The organism is Leucobacter sp. GX0328 (genome assembly GCF_053567315.1).
On record NZ_JBSGPC010000003.1, the window covers coordinates 58,741 to 79,932 of the forward strand.

13 protein-coding genes and 1 pseudogene are annotated in these 21,192 nt (G+C 71.3%); 12 read left to right on the top strand and 2 right to left on the bottom strand.

The window, feature by feature from the left end; all coding sequences use genetic code 11:
• Positions 1-56 precede the first annotated feature (56 nt).
• A complete protein-coding gene (locus ACUYTF_RS11395; protein WP_434143284.1) occupies positions 57-935 on the top strand; it encodes an undecaprenyl-diphosphate phosphatase in 879 nt (292 codons plus the stop codon).
• Entirely contained in the window at positions 932-2,203 is a 1,272-nt protein-coding gene (gene mshC / locus ACUYTF_RS11400) for a cysteine--1-D-myo-inosityl 2-amino-2-deoxy-alpha-D-glucopyranoside ligase (RefSeq protein ID WP_434143285.1), read from the top strand. The genes ACUYTF_RS11395 and mshC overlap by 4 nt, the downstream gene beginning before the upstream one ends.
• A 309-nt stretch (positions 2,204-2,512) precedes the next feature.
• Here the strand turns inward: mshC and ACUYTF_RS11405 are convergent, their stop codons facing one another.
• Positions 2,513-3,484: a PAC2 family protein gene (locus ACUYTF_RS11405; protein WP_434143287.1), complete on the bottom strand. Its 972-nt coding sequence runs from the start codon at positions 3,482-3,484 to the stop codon at positions 2,513-2,515.
• Between the two features lie 103 nt (positions 3,485-3,587).
• Between ACUYTF_RS11405 and ACUYTF_RS11410 the strand changes: the two are divergent.
• The 7 genes and pseudogenes from ACUYTF_RS11410 to lnt all read left to right on the top strand — a co-directional run.
• Positions 3,588-4,145: pseudogene (locus ACUYTF_RS11410) on the top strand (HAD family hydrolase); the annotation flags it as partial.
• 21 nt (positions 4,146-4,166) lie between these two features.
• Entirely contained in the window at positions 4,167-5,330 is a 1,164-nt protein-coding gene (locus ACUYTF_RS11415; RefSeq protein ID WP_434143617.1) for a class I SAM-dependent methyltransferase, read from the top strand.
• A gap of 102 nt (positions 5,331-5,432) precedes the next feature.
• Positions 5,433-6,353 (top strand): peptidylprolyl isomerase, encoded by a 921-nt coding sequence (locus tag ACUYTF_RS11420; protein WP_434143288.1) that lies wholly within the window; start codon positions 5,433-5,435, stop codon positions 6,351-6,353.
• A gap of 10 nt (positions 6,354-6,363) precedes the next feature.
• Entirely contained in the window at positions 6,364-8,445 is a 2,082-nt protein-coding gene (locus ACUYTF_RS11425) for a WYL domain-containing protein (protein ID WP_434143290.1), read from the top strand.
• Positions 8,446-8,464: 19 nt separating this feature from the next.
• Positions 8,465-9,277, top strand: coding sequence for a twin-arginine translocase subunit TatC (gene tatC / locus ACUYTF_RS11430; protein WP_434143291.1), 813 nt, complete (start codon positions 8,465-8,467; stop codon positions 9,275-9,277).
• Positions 9,274-11,670: a DEAD/DEAH box helicase gene (locus ACUYTF_RS11435; protein WP_434143293.1), complete on the top strand. Its 2,397-nt coding sequence runs from the start codon at positions 9,274-9,276 to the stop codon at positions 11,668-11,670. Before tatC ends, ACUYTF_RS11435 begins: the two co-directional genes overlap by 4 nt.
• Positions 11,667-13,361: an apolipoprotein N-acyltransferase gene (lnt, locus tag ACUYTF_RS11440; protein WP_434143295.1), complete on the top strand. Its 1,695-nt coding sequence runs from the start codon at positions 11,667-11,669 to the stop codon at positions 13,359-13,361. Before ACUYTF_RS11435 ends, lnt begins: the two co-directional genes overlap by 4 nt.
• A gap of 20 nt (positions 13,362-13,381) precedes the next feature.
• Here the strand turns inward: lnt and ACUYTF_RS11445 are convergent, their stop codons facing one another.
• The gene (locus ACUYTF_RS11445) at positions 13,382-13,738 is read right to left on the bottom strand and encodes an RNA polymerase-binding protein RbpA (RefSeq protein WP_434143296.1); all 357 of its coding nucleotides are present in this window, start codon (positions 13,736-13,738) and stop codon (positions 13,382-13,384) included.
• A 178-nt stretch (positions 13,739-13,916) separates the two neighbouring features.
• On the opposite strand from ACUYTF_RS11445, the gene ACUYTF_RS11450 reads away from it, so the two are divergent.
• The 3 genes from ACUYTF_RS11450 (at position 13,917) to ACUYTF_RS11460 (ending at position 21,182) form a co-directional block, all read left to right on the top strand.
• A complete protein-coding gene (locus ACUYTF_RS11450) occupies positions 13,917-14,681 on the top strand; it encodes an SDR family oxidoreductase (protein WP_434143298.1) in 765 nt (254 codons plus the stop codon).
• A gap of 359 nt (positions 14,682-15,040) precedes the next feature.
• Positions 15,041-19,750, top strand: a complete 4,710-nt coding sequence (locus tag ACUYTF_RS11455) for a glutamate synthase-related protein (protein WP_434143299.1) — start codon at positions 15,041-15,043, stop codon at positions 19,748-19,750.
• The gene (locus ACUYTF_RS11460; protein ID WP_434143301.1) at positions 19,743-21,182 is read left to right on the top strand and encodes a glutamate synthase subunit beta; all 1,440 of its coding nucleotides are present in this window, start codon (positions 19,743-19,745) and stop codon (positions 21,180-21,182) included. Before ACUYTF_RS11455 ends, ACUYTF_RS11460 begins: the two co-directional genes overlap by 8 nt.
• Positions 21,183-21,192: the final 10 nt, after the last annotated feature.

A 21,192-nucleotide genomic window follows, 5' to 3' on the forward strand; every position in this document is an offset into this window, starting at 1 on the left:
TGCGCGTGCGACCGGGCCGGCGCGACTGCCGCGCCCGGAAAGGAACACACGAAGCGATGAATTTTCTCGAGGCGATCATCCTGGGCATCGTCCAGGGGCTGACCGAGTTCCTGCCGGTCTCGTCGAGCGCGCACCTGCGCGTCGCGAGCGAGCTGCTCGGCATCGGCGACGCCGGGGCGGCCTTCACCGCGATCACGCAGCTCGGCACCGAGGCCGCCGTCGTCGTATTCTTCTGGCGCGATATCGTGCGCATCATCGGGCGCTGGGCGCGATCCCTGGCGGGAAGCGTGCCGCGCAAGGACCCCGACGCGCTCATGGGCTGGTGGATCATCCTCGGCACGCTGCCGATCGTCATTCTGGGGCTGCTCTTCCAGGATCAGATCGAGACCACCCTGCGCTCGCTGTGGTTCGTCGCGACCACGCTCATCGTCTTCGGTCTGCTGCTCGGCCTCGCGGACTGGGTCGGCAAGAAGCAGCTCCCGATCGAGGGCCTCACCTGGAAGCACGGCCTCATCTACGGCCTCGCCCAGGCGCTCGCGCTCATCCCGGGCGTCTCCCGCTCGGGCGGCACCATCACCGCCGGCCTGCTCATGGGCTACAAGCGCGAAGCCGCGGCCCGCTACTCGTTCCTGCTCGCCATCCCCGCGGTCTTCGGTTCGGGCCTCTACCAGCTGTACAAGGTGCTCAGGGAGCCGAGCGGCGGCGCCCCCATGTCGATGACCGTCGTCGCGACCGTCATCGCGTTCGTCGTCGCGATCTTCATCATCAAGTTCTTCATGAGCTACATCTCGAAGCGCAGCTTCATGCCCTTCGTCGTCTACCGGGTGCTGCTCGGTATCGCCATCATCATCCTGCTCGTCACCGGGGTGCTCACCCCGACCGGCGGAGCAATCGCCGGCGGCGCCGCGAACGCCGCGATCGGAGCCGCACTGTGAGAACCTGGACCCCGCCCGACATTCCCGAGCTGCCCGGCGAGGGCGTGCTGCCCCGCTTCTACAACACGGCGACGGGGCGCATCGAGCACCCGGGCATCTCCGAGGGCAAGGCGCGACTCTACGTCTGCGGCATCACCCCGTACGACTCGACGCATCTCGGGCACGCCTTCACCTACCTGACGTTCGACATCATGCAGCGCGCCTGGCGCGACGCCGGCATCGAGACGGTCTACTCGCAGAACATCACCGACGTCGACGACCCGCTGCTCGAGCGCGCGAACGCGACCGGCGTCGACTGGCGCGAGCTCGCCGATGACCAGATCGGCCTCTTCCGTTCCGACATGCACCGCCTCGGCATGATCCCGCCCGAGCACTACGTCGCGGTGACCGAGCGCATCGACGAGATCGCGGCTGCGGTGCACGGTCTGGTCGAGCGCGGCTACGGCTACTCGGTGCCCACCGACGATTCCGCGGGCGACGACATCTACTTCGACACCGTGACCGCGAGCCGCGAGTCGCAGTGGCGCCTCGGCGACGTCGCCTCGTCGATGGATCGCGAGACGATGCTGCAGCTGAGCGCGGAGCGCGGCGGCGACCCCGATCGGCCCGGCAAGCGCGATCCGCTCGATCCGCTCCTTTGGCGCGCGGCGCGCGCCGGCGAACCGAGCTGGGACTCAACGGTCGGCCCCGGCAGGCCCGGATGGCACGTGGAGTGCTCGGTCATCGCGGCCGGCACGCTCGGCGACGCCTTCACGGTGCAGGGGGGCGGTTCCGACCTGGTCTTCCCGCACCACGAGTTCACGGCGGCGCACGCCACCGCGCTGTCGGGCACGCCGCTCGCCCATGCGTACTGCCACGCCGGCCTCATCTCGTACCAGGGGCACAAGATGTCGAAGTCGCGCGGCAACTTGGTGTTCGTCTCGCGCCTGCTCGAGGGCTCGCACGCCGGGCAGCGGGATCGCGCCGCGGACCCGTCGGCGATCCGTCTCGGGCTGCTCGCCCACCACTACCGCTCTGAGTGGGAGTGGCACGATGAGGACCTCGGCGTCGCCGAGCGCAGGCTGGAGGCCTGGCGCGAGGGGCTCGGGCGACGCAGCGGCGACCCCGCATCGAGCGTCGCCGTGCTGCAGCAGCTGCGCGCCGCGATCGCGAACGACCTCGACACCCCGGTGATGCTCGCGACGCTCGACGCCGCCTTCGACCGGGGCGTCGACGATGCCGAGTTGCTCGCCGACGCCGTCGACGCGCTGCTGGGCGTCAAACTCTAGGGAGAAAACGCAGCGCGTTTTCTCGAGTTTGACGCCGCGGCCACTGCCGCGGAACTCTCGGGAGAAAACGCAGCGCGTTTTCTCGAGTTTGACGCCGCGGCCTCTGCCGCGGAACTCTCGGGAGAAAACGCAGCGCGTTTTCTCGAGTTTGACGCCGCGGCCTCTGCCGCGGAACTCTCGGGAGAGAACGCAGCGCGCCGTGCTTCACCCGAACTTCGGCTCTCACCCGAACTTCGGATCGAAACGTCGATTCTCATCCGAAATTCGGGTGAGAGCCGAAATTCGGGCGGGCCGGGGCCGGCGGAGCGCCTACTCCGCGGATCCGTCGTCGTCCGCGTCGCCGTCGGAAGAGTCGGTGCCGGTACGGCCGGGCTTCGGCTCGCCGTCGCGTCCGCCCTCCAAGAACTTCTCGAACTCGGCCGCGAGCGCGTCGCCGGTGGTCTCTGCGGCGAGGGCCTCGTCGCGCGAATCCTCGAGGCTGCGGATGTAGCGCGACATGTCCTCGTCGCCCGCAGCGATGCGATTGATGTTCGATTCCCACTCGTTCGCCTGCACGAGCAGGTCGCCGCGGGGGATCACGATGTCGAGCAGCTCCTCGAGCTTGTCGAGCAGCGCCAGCGTCGCTTTGGGCGACGGCGAGCTGTGCACGTAGTGGGGCACCTGCGCCCAGAGCGAGACGGTCTCGAAGCCCGAGGCGACGAGCGCGAGGTCGATGACCGTCGAGATGCCGACGGCCCCTTCGTAGCTGCTGCGCTCGGCGCCGGTGTCGGCGCGCAGACGGGCGCTCTCGGAGGTGAGGGTCGTCACGATCGGGCGGGAATGCGGGGCGTCCGAGAACATCGAGCCGAGAATGATGACGACGTCGATGTCCCAGCTCTCGAGCATCTCGACGACGTCGTCGGCGAAATTCTGCCAGTCGCGCGAGGGTTCGACGCCGGCGAGCAGGAACAGGTCGGTGACGGGCGAGCCGTCGATGCGTCGGACCGTCTCGGCGGGCCCGTCGATGGCATCGTCGGGATCGCGCCCCTCGCGACCGGTGCCGATGAGACGTGTGTCGGGCCAATCGAGACGGCGGTCGCCGTGCTCGTCGATCGAGATCTTCGGACGATGCACCTGGAAGTCGACGTAGCCCTCCGAACCGATCGCGTGCAGCACCTCGCCGCCCATCAGATCGCCGAGGTGCTGCAGCACCTCGGTCGTCGCGTCTCCGGCGTCGCTCCAGCCCTGGAAGGCCATGATGAGCACGCGGGGGCGGCCGATCGGGGCGTCGGTCTCGGTCACGGGGCGGGACTCCTTCGGATGGTCGGTGCGCACGGCGGGGCGGTGCCGCCGGGTTCGCTCCAGACTATCGGCTGCCGCCGGGGCGCGCGCTAGGATGGACCGGATGAGCACTTTCTCGAATACGCAGGCGCCCGCGGCCGTGCTTTGGGACATGGACGGCACGCTGATCGATACGGAACCGCTGTGGATCGAGGCCGAGACCGGCCTCCTCAACCGGTACGGCATCGAGATGACCGATGAGATCAAGTCGTGGCTGATCGGCGGCGGACTCCGCAATTCGGCGAAGCGGTTCCAGGGTCTCGGCGTGCCGCTCGAGGTCGACGAGATCGTCGACGCCTGGGTGACCGGCGTCGTCGAGGGCCTCGCGGTGCGCGGCGCCGACTGGCGGCCGGGGGCGGTCGAGCTGCTGCACGAGCTGCAGGCGGCGGGCATCCCGTCGATCATGGTGACCGCGGCGGCGCGCCGCAACGCCGAAGCGGTCGTCGGCATGCTGCCCGAGGGGCTCTTCTCGGGCATCGTCTCGAGCGACGACGTCGAGTTCGAGAAGCCGCACCCCGAGCCGTACCTGCGCGGCGCCGCGCTCGCAGGCGTCGCGATCGAGGACTGCGTCGCGCTCGAGGACTCCCCGAACGGGCTGACCGCGGCGAAGGCATCGGGAGCCGTGACCTTCGGCATCCCGAACATCGTCGACCTCTCGGCCGCGCCGTCGCACGAGCTGTGGCCGACGCTCTCGGGCGTCGGCGCGGCCGAGCTCGCCGCACGCTTCCGGGCGCACCGCGCCGAGGGCTCCGCGGTCGTCGCCGATCCCTCTGCCGCATCGGGGCCCGCCCTCAGCGGCCCGTTCGGCTACGGCGACCGCGTGCAGCTGACCGGCCCCAAGGGCCGCATCAACACGATCTCGCTGGTCGTCGACGGAGAGTTCCACAGCCACCATGGCGTCATCGCCCACGCCGACCTCGTCGGGCTGCCCGACGGGTCGGTCGTCGCGAACAGCGGCGGCGAGGAGTACCTGGTGCTGCGCCCGCTGCTCTCCGACTTCGTGATGTCGATGCCCCGCGGCGCGGCGATCGTCTACCCGAAGGATGCGGCGCAGATCGTGTCGCTCGCCGACATCTTCCCGGGCGCCCGGGTGGTCGAGGCGGGCGTGGGCTCGGGTGCGCTGTCGCTGCACCTGCTGCGGGCGCTCGGCCCCGAGGGCGAGCTGTTCTCGTTCGAGCGGCGCGAGGAGTTCGCCGAGATCGCCCGGGCCAACGCCGAGGCGTACGCCGGTCGCGCCCCTGAGAACTGGACGGTCGCGGTCGGCGACCTGCAGGATGCGCTGCCGGCGGCATGCCCCGCAGGTACCATCGACCGCGTCGTGCTCGACATGCTCGCGCCGTGGGAGTGCGTGGACGTCGCCGCCGAGGCGCTGAAGCCCGGCGGGGTGCTGATCTGCTACGTCGCGACCGCGACGCAGCTCTCGCGCACGGCCGAGGAGCTGCGGCGCAGCGGGCTGTTCACGCACCCGCAGTCGTCCGAGACGATGGTGCGCGGCTGGCACGTTGAAGGGCTCGCCGTGCGCCCCGACCACCGCATGGTCGCGCACACCGGCTTCCTCATCACCGCGCGCCGGCTCGCCCCGGGCGCCGTGCTGCCCGAGCTGAAGCGCCGCGCGTCGAAGAGCGACTTCAGCGACGCCGACATGGCGAGCTGGCTGCCCGATCTCGGCGGAGCCGACTCGAACGAGGTGTGGGTGCCCGAAGCGGTCGGCGAGCGCGCGAAGAGCGACAAGATCCTGCGCAAGAAGGGCCGGGAGGCCCGCCGCATCGCCGACGCGCGCGAGACCGGCGGCACGACCGCTCCGTGATCGTGCGCGGCCGCCCCGAACGATCCGGTTCGTGCCCAGCCTGCTTTCGATAGGATGGTCGGGTTCGCCCACGCCGCCACCGGCTCTTCCGAGAGGTTCTCCATGCTCCGTCGCATCGCATCGGCCACCGCCGTCGCCGCCCTGCTCGTCGGCGGTCTGACCGCCTGCAGCACCTCGCAGAACACGGCGGACGATTGCGAGGCCGTACTGCAGCCCGGCGTGCTGAGCGACGGCGCCGAGGTCACCGGCGCGTTCGGCGAGCAGCCGAGCGTGAAGGTGCCGAAGGGGCTGACGATCTCGACGACGCAGCGCACCATCGATGCGAGCGATGCCGAAGCCGGCGGTGAGCGCGCCGACGAGGGTACGCTCGTCGGCATCGACATGGCCTTCTTCGACGCCTCGACGGGCGAATCGCTCTACGAGGGCGCAGGCTTCCAGGGCGGCCCGCACGAGTTCCTGCTCGTCTCGGCCGACCAGGCGAACCCGCTCTCCGAAGCAGTGCGCTGCGCGGCCCCCGGCGATCGCGTCGTGCTCGGCCTGGCACCCAACGACGCGATGCAGCTCGTCGGTCAGATCGGCGGCACCCCGGGCGAATCGATGGTTGGCGTGCTCGATGTCGTCTCCGTCTCCGAGCTCTCGGCGCAGGGCAAGGACCGCGCGCTCCCCGCGGGCTTCCCCTCGGTCGTCACGAACGACGAGGGCCGCCCGGGCGTCGTGCTGCCCCCGAACGCCGCGCCCCGGGGTACGACCTCGGCGGTGCGCATCGAGGGCACGGGCCCCGAGGTGACCGCAGACCAGAACGTCATCGCCCAGGTGCTCGAGGTCGGCTGGGACGGCACCGAGCTCAACAACACCTGGACCTCGGGGCCGACCGCTCTGCAGAGCACCGACCAGATCCCGGCGACCGGCAACACGTTCCGCGAAGCCCTCACCGGCAAGCGCATCGGTTCGCAGATCGTCGTGATCGAGAACGACGGCGCCGAGGCGCGCGTCGTCGTCGTGGACATCCTCGGCGTCTCCTGAGCCGACCGGTATGAGCGAGAGTCCGGTGCCGCGGCGCGCTCGGGCGGTACCGCCCGAGCAGCGCCTCTTCAGCGTGGTGCTCGCACTCGTCGCGAGCACCGAGGGGCTGACGAAGCACGACCTGCTGTCGTCCGTGTACGGGTACGCCGACAAGTTCCGCTTCGGCGAGAGCAACCCGTCGCTCGACCGGCAGTTCGAACGCGACAAGGAGCTGCTGCGCTCGCTCGGCATCCGCATCGAGACGATCGATTCGCCGCTCGAGGCCGGTAACAACCAGTTGACCCGCTACCGCATCGCGAAGGATCAGCTCGAGTTCCCCGCCGACCTGCGCTTCACCGAGCGCGAACTGATGCTGCTGCGCCTCGCGGCGGTCGCCTGGCGCGAGGGCAGCATGACGGCCGAGGCCCGTCGGGCGACGATGAAGCTCGAAGCGCTCGGGGCCGGGCTCGACGTGCGCCAGCTCGGCATCGCCCCGAGCTTCGGCGTGCCCGAGCCGGCGGGCGCCCCGCTGCAGGCCGCGATCGACGCCGGGAGGGTCGTCGAGTTCTCGTACGCGCTGCCGGGCCGCGACGCCCCGGCCCGCCGGCGCGTCGCACCGCTGCGCCTGCATCGCGCCGATGGGCGCTGGCATCTCATCTCGTGGGATCTCGAGCGGGACGACGGCCGCGTCTTCCTGCTCGAACGCATCCGCTCGGAGGTCGAGATGACGCGGACCGTGTTCGACGAGGCGCTGCGCGGCGAAGCCGATCGGCTCGTCGCGGGCCTGCTCGAGCAGGCGGTGCACCAGCGCGCGATCGTCGAGGTCGCATCCGGGTCGGTCGCCGAGGCGCGCCTCGCGCCCCGCGCGAGCGCCGACGCGGTCGCCGAATCCGGTGCGCCGGCACTCGTCGTGCCGGCGCTCGATCTGCACGTGCTCGCCGACGAGCTGTCGGGGTACGGCGGCGAAGCCGTGGTGAGCGGGCCCGCCGAGCTGCGCGAGCTCGTGGTCGGCCGGCTGCAGCGCACGCTGACGGCGCACACGGGGGAGCCCGCGGCCCCGGAGCGCGCGAACGACCCGGCCCCGCCCGCGGCCGCCGAGCATCGGCCCGTCCGGCCCGCGCCGCTGCCGGCGGGAGACGCCCTCACGCTGCTGCTGTCGATCGTGCCCTACCTGCTCGATCACGGGCCCACGCCCATCGCCGAGCTCGCCGAGGTCTTCGATGTCAGCGCTCGGCGTCTCGAACGCGAGATCATCCCGTTCCTCGGCACCGCCGGGGTGCCGGGGGAGACCGCGTCGTACCAGCACGAGGATCTCTTCGACATCGACTGGAGCGCCCTCGACCTTGGCATCGCGAGCCTCGTGCGCACGGTGGCGGTCGACGAGACGCCGCGGTTCGCGCCCGTCGAGGCCGCGGCGCTCATCGCCGGTCTGCAGTCGCTCGCCGCCCTGCTGCCGGCGGCAGACGCCGAGGCCGCGCACGCCGCGGCGCGCAAGCTCGGCGCGGCGATGGGCGGCGAGATGCCCCCGGCGTCGTTCTCGCTCTCGGACGATGCAGCCGACCCGGCGCTGCCGATCATCGTCGCCGCGCTCGACGCACGCGCAGACGCCCCCGAGGGTGCCCCCGATGAGGCTCCCACGGCCCTCCGCTTCGGCTACCGCGACGCTTCGGGAGCGGAGAGCACGCGCCTCGTCGACCCGATCGCACTGCGCCAAGAGTCGGGCATCTGGTACCTGCGCGGGCACTGCGCCGATCGCGGCGCCGAGCGCACCTTCCGCGTCGATCGCATGCGCGGCATCCGCGCCGTGCGGCCGCCCGCCGGGCCGGTCGCGCATGGCGAAGCGGACGTCGTGCACGACGACCCGGCCGCCGAAACCTTCGATCTCGTCGCGCTCGTGCCGGAGCGCCTGCTTCAGCGCTTCGCGGGGTTCGCTCCGGAGGTGCTCGACAGCGTCGCCGACCGGGCCCGGGTGCGCATCGACGCCTGGAACTCGGGTTCGGCCGTGCGTCTGGTGCAGGAGGCGCCCGGCGAGGTCGTCATCCTCTCGCCTGCGCGGGCTCGCACCGCCGTCGCCGAATGGGCCGCGCGGGCCCTCGCAGCCTACGATGCGTGACACCGGATACACTGAACGAATGGCCACCCAAGTGCGCAAGGGGCGCAACCCCGAAGGGCGCATGAGCCTCGGAGCGCACCTCGTCGAGCTCCGTCGGCGCCTCATGATCGCGGCCATTGCGATCGTCGTCGGCATGGCGGCCGGCTGGGTGCTCTCGACTCAGGTCTGGGTACTGCTGCGGCGCCCGATCGACGATCTCGAAGCGATGGGGCGCGACGCGATCATCGCCTACGGCGACATCTCGAGCGGCTTCGACACCCGCATGCAGATCGCGCTCTTCATCGCCGTGCTCATCGCGTCGCCCATCTGGCTCTACCAGATCTGGGCCTTCCTCGCGCCGGGACTGACCCGTCGCGAGAAGCTGTACGGCGTGGGGTTCCTGGCCGCCGCCGTGCCGCTGTTCCTCGGCGGCGCATACGCGGGCTGGCTCGTGCTGCCGAACATCGTGCGGCTGATGGCGAGCTTCCAGCCCGAGGGCGATGCGTTCTATCTGAACCCCCGCACCTACCTCGAGTTCGCGATCCGCCTGCTCATCGCCGTCGGCATCGGCTTCGTACTGCCGGTGCTGCTCGTCATGCTGAACCTCATCGGCGTCGTGCGCGGCGCCACGATCCTGAAGGGATGGCGCGTGGCGATTCTCGTCATCATCCTGTTCGCCGCGATCGCGACCCCGGCCGCCGACGTGTGGAGCATGTTCATCCTCGCGGTGCCGATGATCGTGCTCTATTTCATCGCGGTCGGCGTCGCGCTGCTGCACGACCGCCGCGTCGACAAGAAGCGGGCGGCCGAATTCGCGGGCTACGGCCTCGACGATTCGGGGAGCGCCGCGTGAGCGGGGAGGCCACGGCGCTCGACGCGTTCGCCGCCCGACTCGACTATCCGCTCGATGAGTTCCAGCGCACCGCGTGCGAGCGGTTGGAGGCCGGCAGCAGCGTGCTCGTCGCCGCCCCGACCGGCTCGGGCAAGACGACCGTCGCCGAGTTCGCGGTCCACCTCGCGAGGCGCGAGCGCGATGCGCGCATCTTCTACACGGCGCCCATCAAGGCGCTGTCGAACCAGAAGTTCCGCGAGCTGTGCGAGCAGTACGGCGACGACGAGGTCGGCCTCCTCACGGGCGACACGAACCTGCGCGGCGACGCCCCGATCGTGGTGATGACCACCGAGGTGCTGCGCAACATGATCTACGCCGAGAGCCGAGCGCTCGAGGGGCTCGCCTACGTCGTGCTCGACGAGGTGCACTACCTCGGCGACCGATGGCGCGGCGCGGTGTGGGAGGAGATCATCCTGCACCTGCCCCGTTCCGTGCGCCTCGTATCGCTCTCGGCGACGGTGTCGAACGCCGAGGAGTTCGGCGACTGGATGCACGCGGTGCGCGGCGACACCGATGTCATCCTCTCGGAGCACCGCCCGGTACCGCTCTACCAGCACGTGCTCACTTCGAAGGCGCTGCTGCCGCTGTACGTGGGCCGCGACGGCGAGGCATCGAGCGGGGCGAACGGCCGGGTGAATCCCGAGGTGCGCATGCTCGAGCACGGCGGCAGGTCGCAGGGCTCGAATCGACAGGGATCGCGCCCCTCCGGCGACGAGTACCGCGGTCGGGGGGCGCAGGGCGGTCGCGGCGGCCGCGGCCATCGCGGCGGCGGTCATCGTGGGCGCGGCGGCGGCTCGCACGGCTACGGCGCGTCGAACCGCGAGCGCTCCCGCGGCGGCGCTCCGGTGCGCCGGGCGAAGCGGGTGTCGCGCGGCGATATCGCACGGGCGCTCGATGAGACGCGGCTGCTGCCGGCGATCGTCTTCATCTTCAGTCGCGCGGGCTGCGACCAGGCCGTGCGGCAGTGCCTGTACGAGGGCATCGCCCTCACGACGCGCGAGGAGCGCGAGGAGATCCGGCGCGTCGCCCGTGCCGAGATCGATGGCATGAGCGAGGAGGAACGACGCGTGCTCGGCGTGCGCGAGTGGCTCGCCGGTCTCGAGCGCGGCGTCGCCGCCCACCACGCCGGCATGCTGCCCTCGTTCAAAGCCGTCGTCGAGCAGCTCTTCCAGCGCCGCCTCGTGAAGCTCGTGTTCGCGACCGAGACGCTCGCGCTGGGCATCAACATGCCGGCGCGCGCCGTCGTGATCGAACGGCTCGACAAGTTCAACGGCGAGCAGCGCGTGCCGCTCACCTCGGGGGAGTACACGCAGCTGACCGGCCGCGCCGGGCGCCGCGGTATCGATGTGGAGGGCCACGCCGTGGTCGTGTGGAGCGAGGGCGTCGACGTCGAATCGCTCGCGCACCTCGCGGGGGCGCGCTCGTTCCCGGTACGGTCGAGCTTCCGGCCGACGGCGAACATGGCGGTGAACCTGCTGCAGCGCCTCGACCGGCAGCAGGCGCGCGACATGCTCGAGCTCTCGTTCGCCCAGTTCCAGGCCGACCGCGCGGTCGTCGACCAGGCGCGCGAACTGCGCGCCGAGCAGGATTCGCTCGCGGGGTACGATGCCGCGGCGCAGCGGGCCCAGGGCTCCGACCGCAAGCGGTGGGAAGATCGGGCGCGCAAGCTGCGTCGGCGCATCGAGCGCGGGCGGCGCCAGATCGCCTCGCGCACCGGCACCATCGCCCGCACGTTCGACCGGGTCGTCGAGCAGCTGCTCGAGCTCGAATACCTCGAGGCCGTCGACGCCGGGAAGCACGGCGGCGAGATCGTCGTCGCCCCATGGGGCGAGTTGCTGCGCCGCATCTACGGCGACCGCGACGTGCTCGTCGCCGAGTGCGTGCGGCACGACCTGTTCCGCGGGCTCGACACCGCGGGCATCGCGGCCATGTGCTGCATGCTGAGCTATGAACCGCGTCGCGACGACGAGGGCGAGCCGCGGCTCCCCGGGGGCGCGGCGTTCGCGGCGGCGCACGACCGGGTGCTCGACGCCTGGGTGCAGCTCGACGATCTGGCCGACCGGTACCGGCTGCCGCGCGCCGAGATGCCGCATGCGGGGCTCGCCTCGGCGATGCACTCCTGGGCCTCGGGCTCGCCGATCGAGCATGTGCTCGAAGCCTCGGGCATCGGCGCCGGCGACTTCGTGCGCTGGACGAAGCAGACCGTCGACCTGCTCGATCAGATCGCGCAGGCCTGCGAGGCGATGCTGCAGGCCGGCATCGACGAGGATCGGCTGGGCGAGCTCGCGCAGTCGGCGCGGGGCGCGAGGCGCGCGGTGCGCCGCGGCATCGTCGAAGCCTCGAGCACCGCATGAGCGCGTCCACGGCGTCCGCTCCGCGGTTCGCGCGCGCCCTGCTGCGCCCCGGCGCCGGGGAATCCAGCGCGCCGCGATCCCTGCGGCGCGGGGCCGCCCTCCTCGCGGCCGCGGCGGGCGGGGCACTGCTCGACGTCGCATCGCCCGGGCTCGCCTGGTGGCCGCTCGCGCTGCCCGCCGTCGTACTCGTGCTCGCTGCGGTCTGGCAGCAGCGCGCCGGTTTCGGACTGGTCGCGGGCCTCGTCGCCGGTGCGGTGTTCTGGGCGCTCCAGATCTCGTGGCTGACGCTGTACCTCGGGCCGATCCCGTGGCTCGCGCTGAGCGCGCTGATGACGCTCTGGTTCGGGCTCGGCGGGGCCCTGATCGCCGCGGCGACGCGCACCCTCGCCCTCTGGCTCCTCGGCCCCGAGTCGCCGGCGGGGCTCGCACGTCGCGGAGGTCTCGTCGCCGTGCTGCAGTCGGCCGTCGCCTCAGGGCTGTGGGTGCTGCGCGAGCAGGTCCAGGGGTCATCGCCCTACGGCGGCTATCCGTGGGGCCGCGTCGCCCACCTGTTCTCGGGCACGCCGCTCGAGCAGTCGGTGTCGTGGCTCGGGTTCGCGGGTCTCTCGGGCCTCATCGTCTTCACGTGCGCGCTGCCCGTCGCGGCGTGCTTCCGACTCGCGCGCCCGGCGAATGCGGCGCCCGCGCGACGCAGCTTCGGGCTGCGGGCCGTCGGCGCATCCCTGGCGCTGCTCGCCGTGCTCGCGCTCGTGCCGATCGCGCCGCTCTCCGAGAGCGGCGCTCTGCGGGTCGCCGCGGTGCAGGGCAATTCGAAGTCGGCGATCTTCGACGACCGCGAGTCGGGGTCGGTGATCCGCGATCATCTCGATGCGACGACTCGGCTCGTCGACGAGCTCGAAGCGCGCGGCGAGAGCGTGGACGTGATCGTGTGGCCCGAGAACAGCGCCGAGTTCGAGGTGCGCAGCGACCCCCGCAACTCCCAGCGCATCGAACGGCTCGCGGCGCGGGCGGGGGCGCCCATCGTTCTGGGCTCGGTACTGCGCGACAGCGAGGGCGGAGCCGACGTCTTCACGAACAGCGCGCTCGTGTGGGATGCGCAGGGCGATACGGGCGTGCGCTACGACAAGCGGTACCCGGTGCCGTTCGCCGAATACATGCCGAACCGCGAGTTCTTCCACGCCATCGTGCCCGACCTCATCGACCTCGTGCAGCTCGACTACACCCCCGGCACCCGGCCCGCGGCGTTCGGCGTGGACACGCCGAGCGGCCCCGTGCAGGCCGGGCTCGCGATCTGCTTCGACATCATCTTCGATCAGCAGGCCGTCGCGATGGTCGGCGATGACGCCGAGGTCATCCTCGCGCAGACGAACAACGCCGATTTCGGCCGCACCGACGAGAGCGCGCAGCAGCTCGCGATCGCACGGCTGCGCGCCGTCGAGACCGGGCGCGCGCTCGTGAACATCTCGACCGTCGGCACGAGCGCGATCGTGCTGCCGAACGGGCAGAGCATCGACGCCCTCGCACCCCACACCGCGGGGGCGATGGTCGCCGAAGTGCCGCTCGTCACCGGCGAGACTCCGGCGCTGCGCTTCGGCGCCGCGATCGCCGGGTTCTGGCTCGCGGTGGGTGCGTTCGGCCTGCTCGTACCGGTCACGATGCGCATCGCGATGCGGGCGGCTCCGCGCGGGTAGGCCGTCGCCCGGCGAACCGCCTATACGCTGCCGCGACGTGCGCGGAGCAGCTGCAGCCGCTCCTCGAGCAGTTCTTCGAGCTCCTCGCGCGAGCGGCGCTCGATGAGCATGTCCCACGGCGTGCGTTGCGACGACTCCTTCTCGGCGAACTCGGCGCGGGCGGTGCGCCCGGCCTCGTCGTCGAGGAAGCCGAGTTCGCCGCTCTTCAGCTCGGTCCACTCGGTGGGCGGTTCCGCGTCGGCGTCGAACATGACCGTGAATCGGCGACCGCGGTCGGTGAGATACTCCACCGGCCGCCGCGGTGAGAGCTCGACGCCCACCTCTCCCTGGAGGCTCGTAGCCCCGATGCGTGTGCCTCGTAACGTCCGGTCGGCCATGAGGACCTCCTCGTTGCTCGCGCCACCTGCGGCGATGGGTCGACGGGGCGACTCGACTCTCGAGGCGACCCTGCCGTGATTTTCAGCGTACTCGTTTCGCGTCGGGGGCGACACCCCTGCGATGCATGGCGGTTCCATTACGCTGGAGGCATCCATTCGAAACGACGAGGAGCTTTCGTTGACTCAGATTCTTGAACCCGGCAGCCTGAGCGGCCGCCGCGCGCTGGTGACCGGTTCGTCCCGAGGCGTCGGCGCCGACACCGTGCGCTACTTCGCCGAGGCGGGCGCCGATGTGGTCGTGAACTTCCGCAACAAGGCGCCGCGGGCCGAGAAGCTCGCCGCCGCGCTGCGCGAGAACGGCGTGCGCGCCCTGGTGCAGGGGGCCGACCTCACCGACCCCGAGTCGGTCGCGGGCATGATGGCGGCCGTGCGCGAGGAGCTCGGCGGGCTCGACATCCTCGTGCTCAACGCATCGGGCGGCATGGAGGGCGGCATGGCCGAGGACTACGCTCTGAAGCTCAACCGCGATGCGCAGCTCTCGGTGCTCGACGCGGCGCTGCCGCTCATGGGCGAGGGATCGCGCGTCGTATTCGTGACGAGCCATCAGGCGCACTTCATCCGCACCACCCCGACCATGGCCGAGTACGTTCCGGTCGCCGAGTCGAAGCGCGCGGGCGAAGACGCGCTGCGCGAGCGCATCGGCGAGCTCGAGGCGCGCGGCATCGGCTTCGTCGTGGTCTCGGGCGACATGATCGAGGGCACTGTCACCGCGACGCTGCTCAACCGCATGAACCCGGGCGCGATCGAAGAGCGGCGCGAGCAGGCGGGCAGGCTGTACAACGTCGCCGAGTTCGCTGCCGAGGTCGCGCGCGCAGCCGTCGAGCCGGTGCCCGAGGACCACACGCGCCTCGTGGGCGACGTCTCGAGCTTCACCGCCGAGTAGTCCGCACCAGATCACGCATTCGTCCCCAGCTGGGCCGTCGCAGCGCCGCAGCCTCCGGATCGCCGGGGCCTGCGGCGCTGCGCGTTGTTTCGGTGCCGGAAAATGTTTGTTTCGCGCCGGTTTCGGGCGACGGTGTGATTCGGTTCTTGGATCGATCTACCGAAGAATCTGCGTCATGATCGTGCTGATGGCAGAATGCGAGCAATGAACTGCAGAAAAGATAGGTTTTCAGCGAACAAACGAGTGCTACCGTTGAATCTCCAGCCGCCGTGCTTCTGGCGGACGTCGAAGTCCTGAAGCACCCCAGAGGTGCGGCTCAACTCGGGCCGACGATGTCCCATCGACCGGGAGGACATCGCATGCGCACAGATCGAACGAGCCCCGGCGGCCGCGTGCCGCCGCAGGCGACCGGACTGTACGATCCGACGGAGGAGCACGACGCCTGCGGCCTCGCCTCGGTCGTGTCGCTCGACGGCGCCCGGAGCCATCGCATCGTCTCGCTCGCACTGCGCGCGCTCGAGAACCTCGAGCACCGCGGCGCCGTCGGCTCGGATGCGGGCACCGGCGACGGCGCCGGCATCCTCAGCGACATCCCCGATGTGCTGCTGCGCGAGCAGCTTGCCGCCGAACAGCCGGAGGTCGTGCTGCCCGCCCCCGGCGCGTACGCCGCCGGGCTGGCGTTCCTGCCGCGGCTGTCGACCGAGCGGCGCGCCGTGCAGTACCGCATCGCCGCGATCGCAGCGGAGGAAGGGCTCGACGCGATCGCCTGGAGGCAGGTGCCCGTACGCCCCGAGATCCTGGGCGAGGGCGCTCGTGCCGCGAGCCCCTGCATCGAGCAGCTCGTGCTCGCGCCGTCGCCCGGCCGCGCACTCGCTCCGTCGGAGCTCGAGCTGCGCGCCTATCGCGTGCGCAAGCGCGTGCAGCACGAGACCGGGTGCTACCTGCCCTCGCTCTCGAGCCGCACCATCGTGTACAAGGGCATGGTCACGACGCTGCAGCTTCCCGGCTTCTTCCCCGAGCTCAGCGACGAACGCTTCACGAGCCGGTTCGCGATCGTGCACTCCCGGTACTCGACGAACACCTTCCCGTCATGGCACCTCGCGCAGCCGCTGCGCCTCGTCGCGCACAACGGCGAGATCAACACGGTGCGCGGCAACCGCAACTGGATGCGGGCCCGCGAGGCGCAGCTCGCGTCCCCGGCGCTCGGGGGCATCGACGGGCTGCTCCCGATCTGCACCGAAGGCGGCAGCGACTCCGCGAGCTTCGACGAGGTGCTCGAGCTCCTGGTGCACGCCGGCCGTTCACTGCCGCACGCGCTCGCGATGATGGTGCCCGAGGCCTGGGAATCGGAGACCGGGCTCGCCGCGGATCTCGTCGACTTCCTCGAGTACCACTCCCTCGTGATGGAGCCGTGGGACGGGCCGGCTGCGATGATCGCGACGGACGGCGACGAGCTCGTCGCGCTGCTCGACCGCAACGGTCTGCGGCCCGGCCGCTTCCTCGTGACCGACGACGGCCTCCTCGTCATCGGCAGCGAGACCGGTGTGCTCGATCTCCCGCCGGCGCGAGTGATCCGCCGCGGGCGCCTGCGGCCGGGGCGCATGCTCGCCGTCGATCTCGCGACCGGCGAGATCCGCGACGATGCCGCGGTGAAGGCCGAACTCGCGGGGCTCGCGCCCTGGGGCGAGTGGCTCGCCCGGGGCCGCATCCGGCTCGACGAGCTGCCCGAGCGGGAACGGCTCGTGCACCCGCCGGCCTCGATCGAGCGGCGTCAGCGCACCTTCGGCTACACGGAGGAGGAGGTGCGGCTGCTGCTCGCGCCGATGGCGCGCGACGGTGCCGAACCCATCGCCGCCATGGGCACCGACACGCCGATCGCGGCGCTCTCCGAGCGTCCGCGGCTCCTCAGCGACTACTTCGTGCAGCAGTTCGCCCAGGTCACCAACCCGCCGCTCGACGCGCTGCGCGAAGAACTCGTGACGAGCCTCGTGACGAGCATCGGGCCGAAGGCGAACCTGCTCGCGCATTCCGCCGACCACGCGAGGCAGGTCGTGCTCGACTTCCCGGTCATCGACAACACCGCGCTCGCCCGCCTGCAGCACCTCGGCGAGCCCCGAGCGCACTCCGCCGGCGGCACCGGCCGCGCGGGCGGCCTCCGAGACGCCTGGCGCGACGACCCCGTGCGCGAGAGCGCCGTCACCATCCGCGGGCTCTACCCGGTCGACACCGACGCAGCGGGGCTCGCGGACCGCCTCGACGCGATGTGCCTCGAAGCGAGCGCCGCCGTCGAGGCCGGCGCCGACTTCCTGATCCTCTCCGACCGGGATTCGAACAAGGATCTCGCACCGGTGCCCTCCCTGCTCGCGGTCGCGGCGGTGCATCACCACCTGATCCGCGAAGGGCAGCGCATGCGCACCTCGCTCATCGTCGAGGCCGGCGACGTGCGCGAAGTGCACCAGGTCGCTGCCCTCATCGGCTACGGCGCGGGCGCGGTGAACCCGTACCTCGCGATGGAGACCGTCGGCCTGCTCGTGCGCGACGGGACGCTCCCCGGCCTTACCGAGGAGGAGGCGATCGCGCGCCTCATCAAGGCCCTCGGCAAGGGGATGCTCAAGATCATGAGCAAGATGGGCATCTCGACCGTCGCGTCGTACTGCGGGGCGCAGACCTTCGAAGCCATCGGCCTGTCCCGGCAGATCGTGGACCGCTACTTCACCGGCACCGCCACGAAGCTCGGCGGCGTCGGCCTCGACGTGCTGGCGGCCGAGGTCGCGGTGCGCCACCGCGCTGCATACCCCGACGACTCGGCGCCGCTCGCGCACCAGCGGCTCGAGACCGGCGGCGAGTACCGCTGGCGCCGGGGCGAGCAGCCCCACCTCTTCGACCCCGAGACGATCTACAAGCTGCAGCACGCCACGCAGAGCGGCCGGCGCGAGATCTTCACCGAGTACACGCGACGGGTGAACGAGCAGCAGCACCGCCTGATGACGCTGCGCGGGCTCTTCGCGTTCGCGCCGCAGCGCCCGCCCGTCGACCTCGAGGAGGTCGAGTCCGTCTCGGAGATCGTGCAGCGCTTCGCGACGGGGGCGATGAGCTACGGCTCCATCTCGCCCGAGGCCCATGAGACCCTGGCGATCGCGATGAACTCGCTGGGCGCGAAATCGAATACCGGCGAGGGCGGCGAGGCCGAAGACCGCCTGCTCGATCCGCGGCGCCGCAGTGCGATCAAACAGGTCGCCTCGGGGCGCTTCGGCGTCACCTCGATGTACCTGACCCACGCCGACGAGATCCAGATCAAGCTGGCTCAGGGAGCGAAGCCCGGCGAGGGCGGGCAGCTGCCGCCGCAGAAGATGTACCCCTGGATCGCCCGCACGCGCCACGCCACTCCGGGAGTCGGCCTCATCTCGCCACCGCCGCACCACGACATCTATTCGATCGAAGACCTGAAGCAGCTCATCTTCGACCTGAAACGGGCGAACCCGGCCGCGCGCATCTCGACCAAGCTGGTGTCGCAGTCGGGCATCGGCCCGGTCGCGGCGGGCGTGGCCAAGGCCCTTTCCGACGTCATCCTCGTATCGGGGCACGACGGCGGTACGGGCGCGAGCCCGATGAACTCGCTGAAGCACGCCGGCTCCCCGTGGGAGCTCGGGCTCGCCGAGACCCAGCAGACGCTCATGCTGGGCGGCCTCCGCGAGCGGGTCGTGCTGCAGGTCGACGGGCAGCTCAAGACGGGCCGCGACGTGGTCATCGCCGCCCTGCTCGGCGCCGAGGAGTTCGGGTTCGCGACCGCGCCGCTCGTCGTCTCCGGGTGCATCATGATGCGCGTCTGCCATCTCGACACCTGCCCGGTCGGCGTGGCGACGCAGAACCCCGAGCTGCGCGAGCGCTTCACGGGGCGCGCCGAGCACGTCGCGAACTTCTTCCGCTTCATCGCCGAAGAGGTGCGCGAGATCCTCGCGTCCCTCGGCTACCGCTCGATCGCGGAAGCCGTCGGAGACACGGCGGCGCTCGACGTCGATGCGGCGATCCGGCACTGGAAGGCCGAGGGGCTCGACCTGACGCCGATCCTGCGCGGGCCCGAGTTCCCGCCCGAGGAGCCGCGCCGGAACGGGCGCGAGCAGGAGCACGACCTCGCAGCGCACTTCGACCGATCCCTGATCGAGATGTCCGCGGACGCCCTCGAGCGCCGCGAACCGGTCGTCATCGATCTGCCCGTGCGCAATACCGACCGCACGGTCGGCACGATGCTCGGCCATGAGGTGACGAAGCGCCACGGAGCCGCGGGCCTCGCACCGGAGACGATCGACATCACCCTCACGGGCTCCGCCGGGCAGTCGCTCGGCGCCTTCCTGCCGCCGGGCATCACCGTGCGGCTCATCGGCGACGCGAACGACTACGTCGGCAAGGGACTGTCGGGCGGCGAGATCGTCATCAGGCCGCATCCCGAGGCGCCGACGCCCGCCGACGGCGCCGAATCCGATGTCATCGCGGGCAACACCATCGGCTACGGCGCCACGGCCGGCAGCCTCTGGATCGCCGGAAGCGCCGGCGAGCGGTTCCTCGTGCGCGGCTCCGGGGCCACCGCCGTGGTCGAAGGAACGGGCGACCACGCGCTCGAATACTTCACCGGTGGCTTCGCCCTGATCATCGGGCCGACCGGCCGCAATATCGGCGCCGGCATGTCGGGCGGAGAAGCGGTCGTCCTCGACCTCGACCGGGCCGATCTGAACGCTGCCGAGGTCGCGAGCGGCGCGCTCCTCGTGGCCACGCTCGCACGCGGGCCGGGGCTGCCAGGAGACCCGGGAGTACCGGACGCTGCCCTCCTTCCGTTGCGGGAGCGGGTACGCGCACTCCTGAAACGGCATCATGAGCAGACGGGCTCGCCCCGGGCCGCCGCGCTGCTCGCGCAGATCGCGGCCGACCCCGAAACCGCCTTCGCACGATTCACCCGACTGATCCCGCGCGGCTACTCGAGAGTGCTCGAGATCCGCAGTCGCGCCGGCGAGAACGGCACCGACCCCGACGGCGATCGGGTCTGGGCCGAGATCCTGGAGGCCACCCATGGCTGATCCGCACGGCTTCCTGAAGACCAGGGATCGCGAGCTCGCCCCCAAGCGGCCCGTCGCTCTGCGCCTCCTCGACTGGCGCGAGGTGGTCGACCCGGCGAACCCCGAGATGGTCGCGCGCCAGGCCTCGCGCTGCATGGACTGCGGCGTCGCCTTCTGCCATCAGGGATGCCCGCTCGGCAACCTGATTCCCGAGTGGAACGATCTCGTGCAGCGCGGACGAGGCCGCGAGGCGCTCGAACGCCTGCACGCGACCAACAACTTCCCGGAGTTCACCGGCCGCGCATGCCCGGCGCCATGCGAGTCGGCGTGCGTGCTCGGCATCAACCAGCCGGCCGTCACGATCAAGCAGATCGAGAACAGCATCATCGACGAGGGCTTCGCGAACGGCTGGGTGCAGCCGCAGCCGCCCGCGCGTCTCACGGGCAGCACGGTCGCCGTCATCGGGTCGGGCCCGGCCGGGCTCGCCGCCGCGCAGCAGCTGACGCGCGCGGGTCACACGGTCGCGGTCTACGAGCGCGACGAGGAACCGGGCGGCCTGCTGCGCTACGGCATCCCCGACTTCAAGCTCGAGAAGCAGCTCGTCGCGCGCCGCATCGAGCAGCTCAAAGCCGAGGGCACGCGGTTCCGCTGCGGTATCGAGATCGGGCGCGACCTCGGTTGGGAGGAGCTGCGCCGGCGATTCGACGCCGTCGTGGTGGCGACCGGGGCCACGGTTCCGCGCGGCCTCGACCTTCCGGGCGGCGACCTCACCGGCATCCGCACCGCGATGGAGTACCTGACCGCCCAGAACCGTCGCGACGTACCGCCGGAGCTCGATGCGCGCGGCAAGCGCGTCGTCGTGATCGGAGGAGGCGACACCGGATCCGACTGCATCGGCACGGCGCTCCGCCAGGGCGCCGCATCGGTCGTGAACCTCGCGATCGGCAGGCGGCCGCCGGTCTCCCGCTCCGACGATCAGCCGTGGCCCGTGCATCCTGCGGTGTTCGAGGTGTCGAGCTCGCACGAGGAGGGCGGCGAACGCCGCTACCTCGCATCGACGGTCGAGTTCGTCGGCGACGAGCGCGGTGCCGTGCGGGCGCTCCGCGTCGCCGAGACCGCGTACACCGAGGCCGGGCGCCTCCCGACTCCCGGCACCGAGCATCTCATCGACGCCGACCTCGTGCTGATCGCGATGGGGTTCACGGGCCCCGAGGCGATCCGCGGCGCCGACGACGGCCTGCCGATGACGACGCGCGGAGCGTTCGCCCGGCAGCCCGACTTCTCGACGTCGGCCGACGGCGTCTTCGTCGCCGGCGACGCCGGTCGTGGTCAATCGCTGATCGTGTGGGCCATCGCCGAGGGGCGGGCGGCGGCTGCGGCGGTCGATCGCTTCCTGATGGGGGAGAGCCGGCTCCCCGCACCGGTCACGGCGCTCGACCGCGCTTTCGCCTAGCGCCGCGGGC

What these genes read in the sequence shown, in the direction of transcription:
- ACUYTF_RS11420 (WP_434143288.1), top strand. Translation starts at nt 5,433, where the DNA reads ATGCTCCGTCGCATCGCATCGGCCACCGCCGTCGCCGCCCTGCTCGTC.
- ACUYTF_RS11460 (WP_434143301.1), top strand. Translation starts at nt 19,743, where the DNA reads ATGGCTGATCCGCACGGCTTCCTGAAGACCAGGGATCGCGAGCTCGCC.
- tatC (WP_434143291.1), top strand. Translation starts at nt 8,465, where the DNA reads ATGGCCACCCAAGTGCGCAAGGGGCGCAACCCCGAAGGGCGCATGAGC.
- ACUYTF_RS11425 (WP_434143290.1), top strand. Translation starts at nt 6,364, where the DNA reads ATGAGCGAGAGTCCGGTGCCGCGGCGCGCTCGGGCGGTACCGCCCGAG.
- ACUYTF_RS11445 (WP_434143296.1), bottom strand. Translation starts at nt 13,738, where the DNA reads ATGGCCGACCGGACGTTACGAGGCACACGCATCGGGGCTACGAGCCTC.
- lnt (WP_434143295.1), top strand. Translation starts at nt 11,667, where the DNA reads ATGAGCGCGTCCACGGCGTCCGCTCCGCGGTTCGCGCGCGCCCTGCTG.
- ACUYTF_RS11395 (WP_434143284.1), top strand. Translation starts at nt 57, where the DNA reads ATGAATTTTCTCGAGGCGATCATCCTGGGCATCGTCCAGGGGCTGACC.
- ACUYTF_RS11455 (WP_434143299.1), top strand. Translation starts at nt 15,041, where the DNA reads ATGCGCACAGATCGAACGAGCCCCGGCGGCCGCGTGCCGCCGCAGGCG.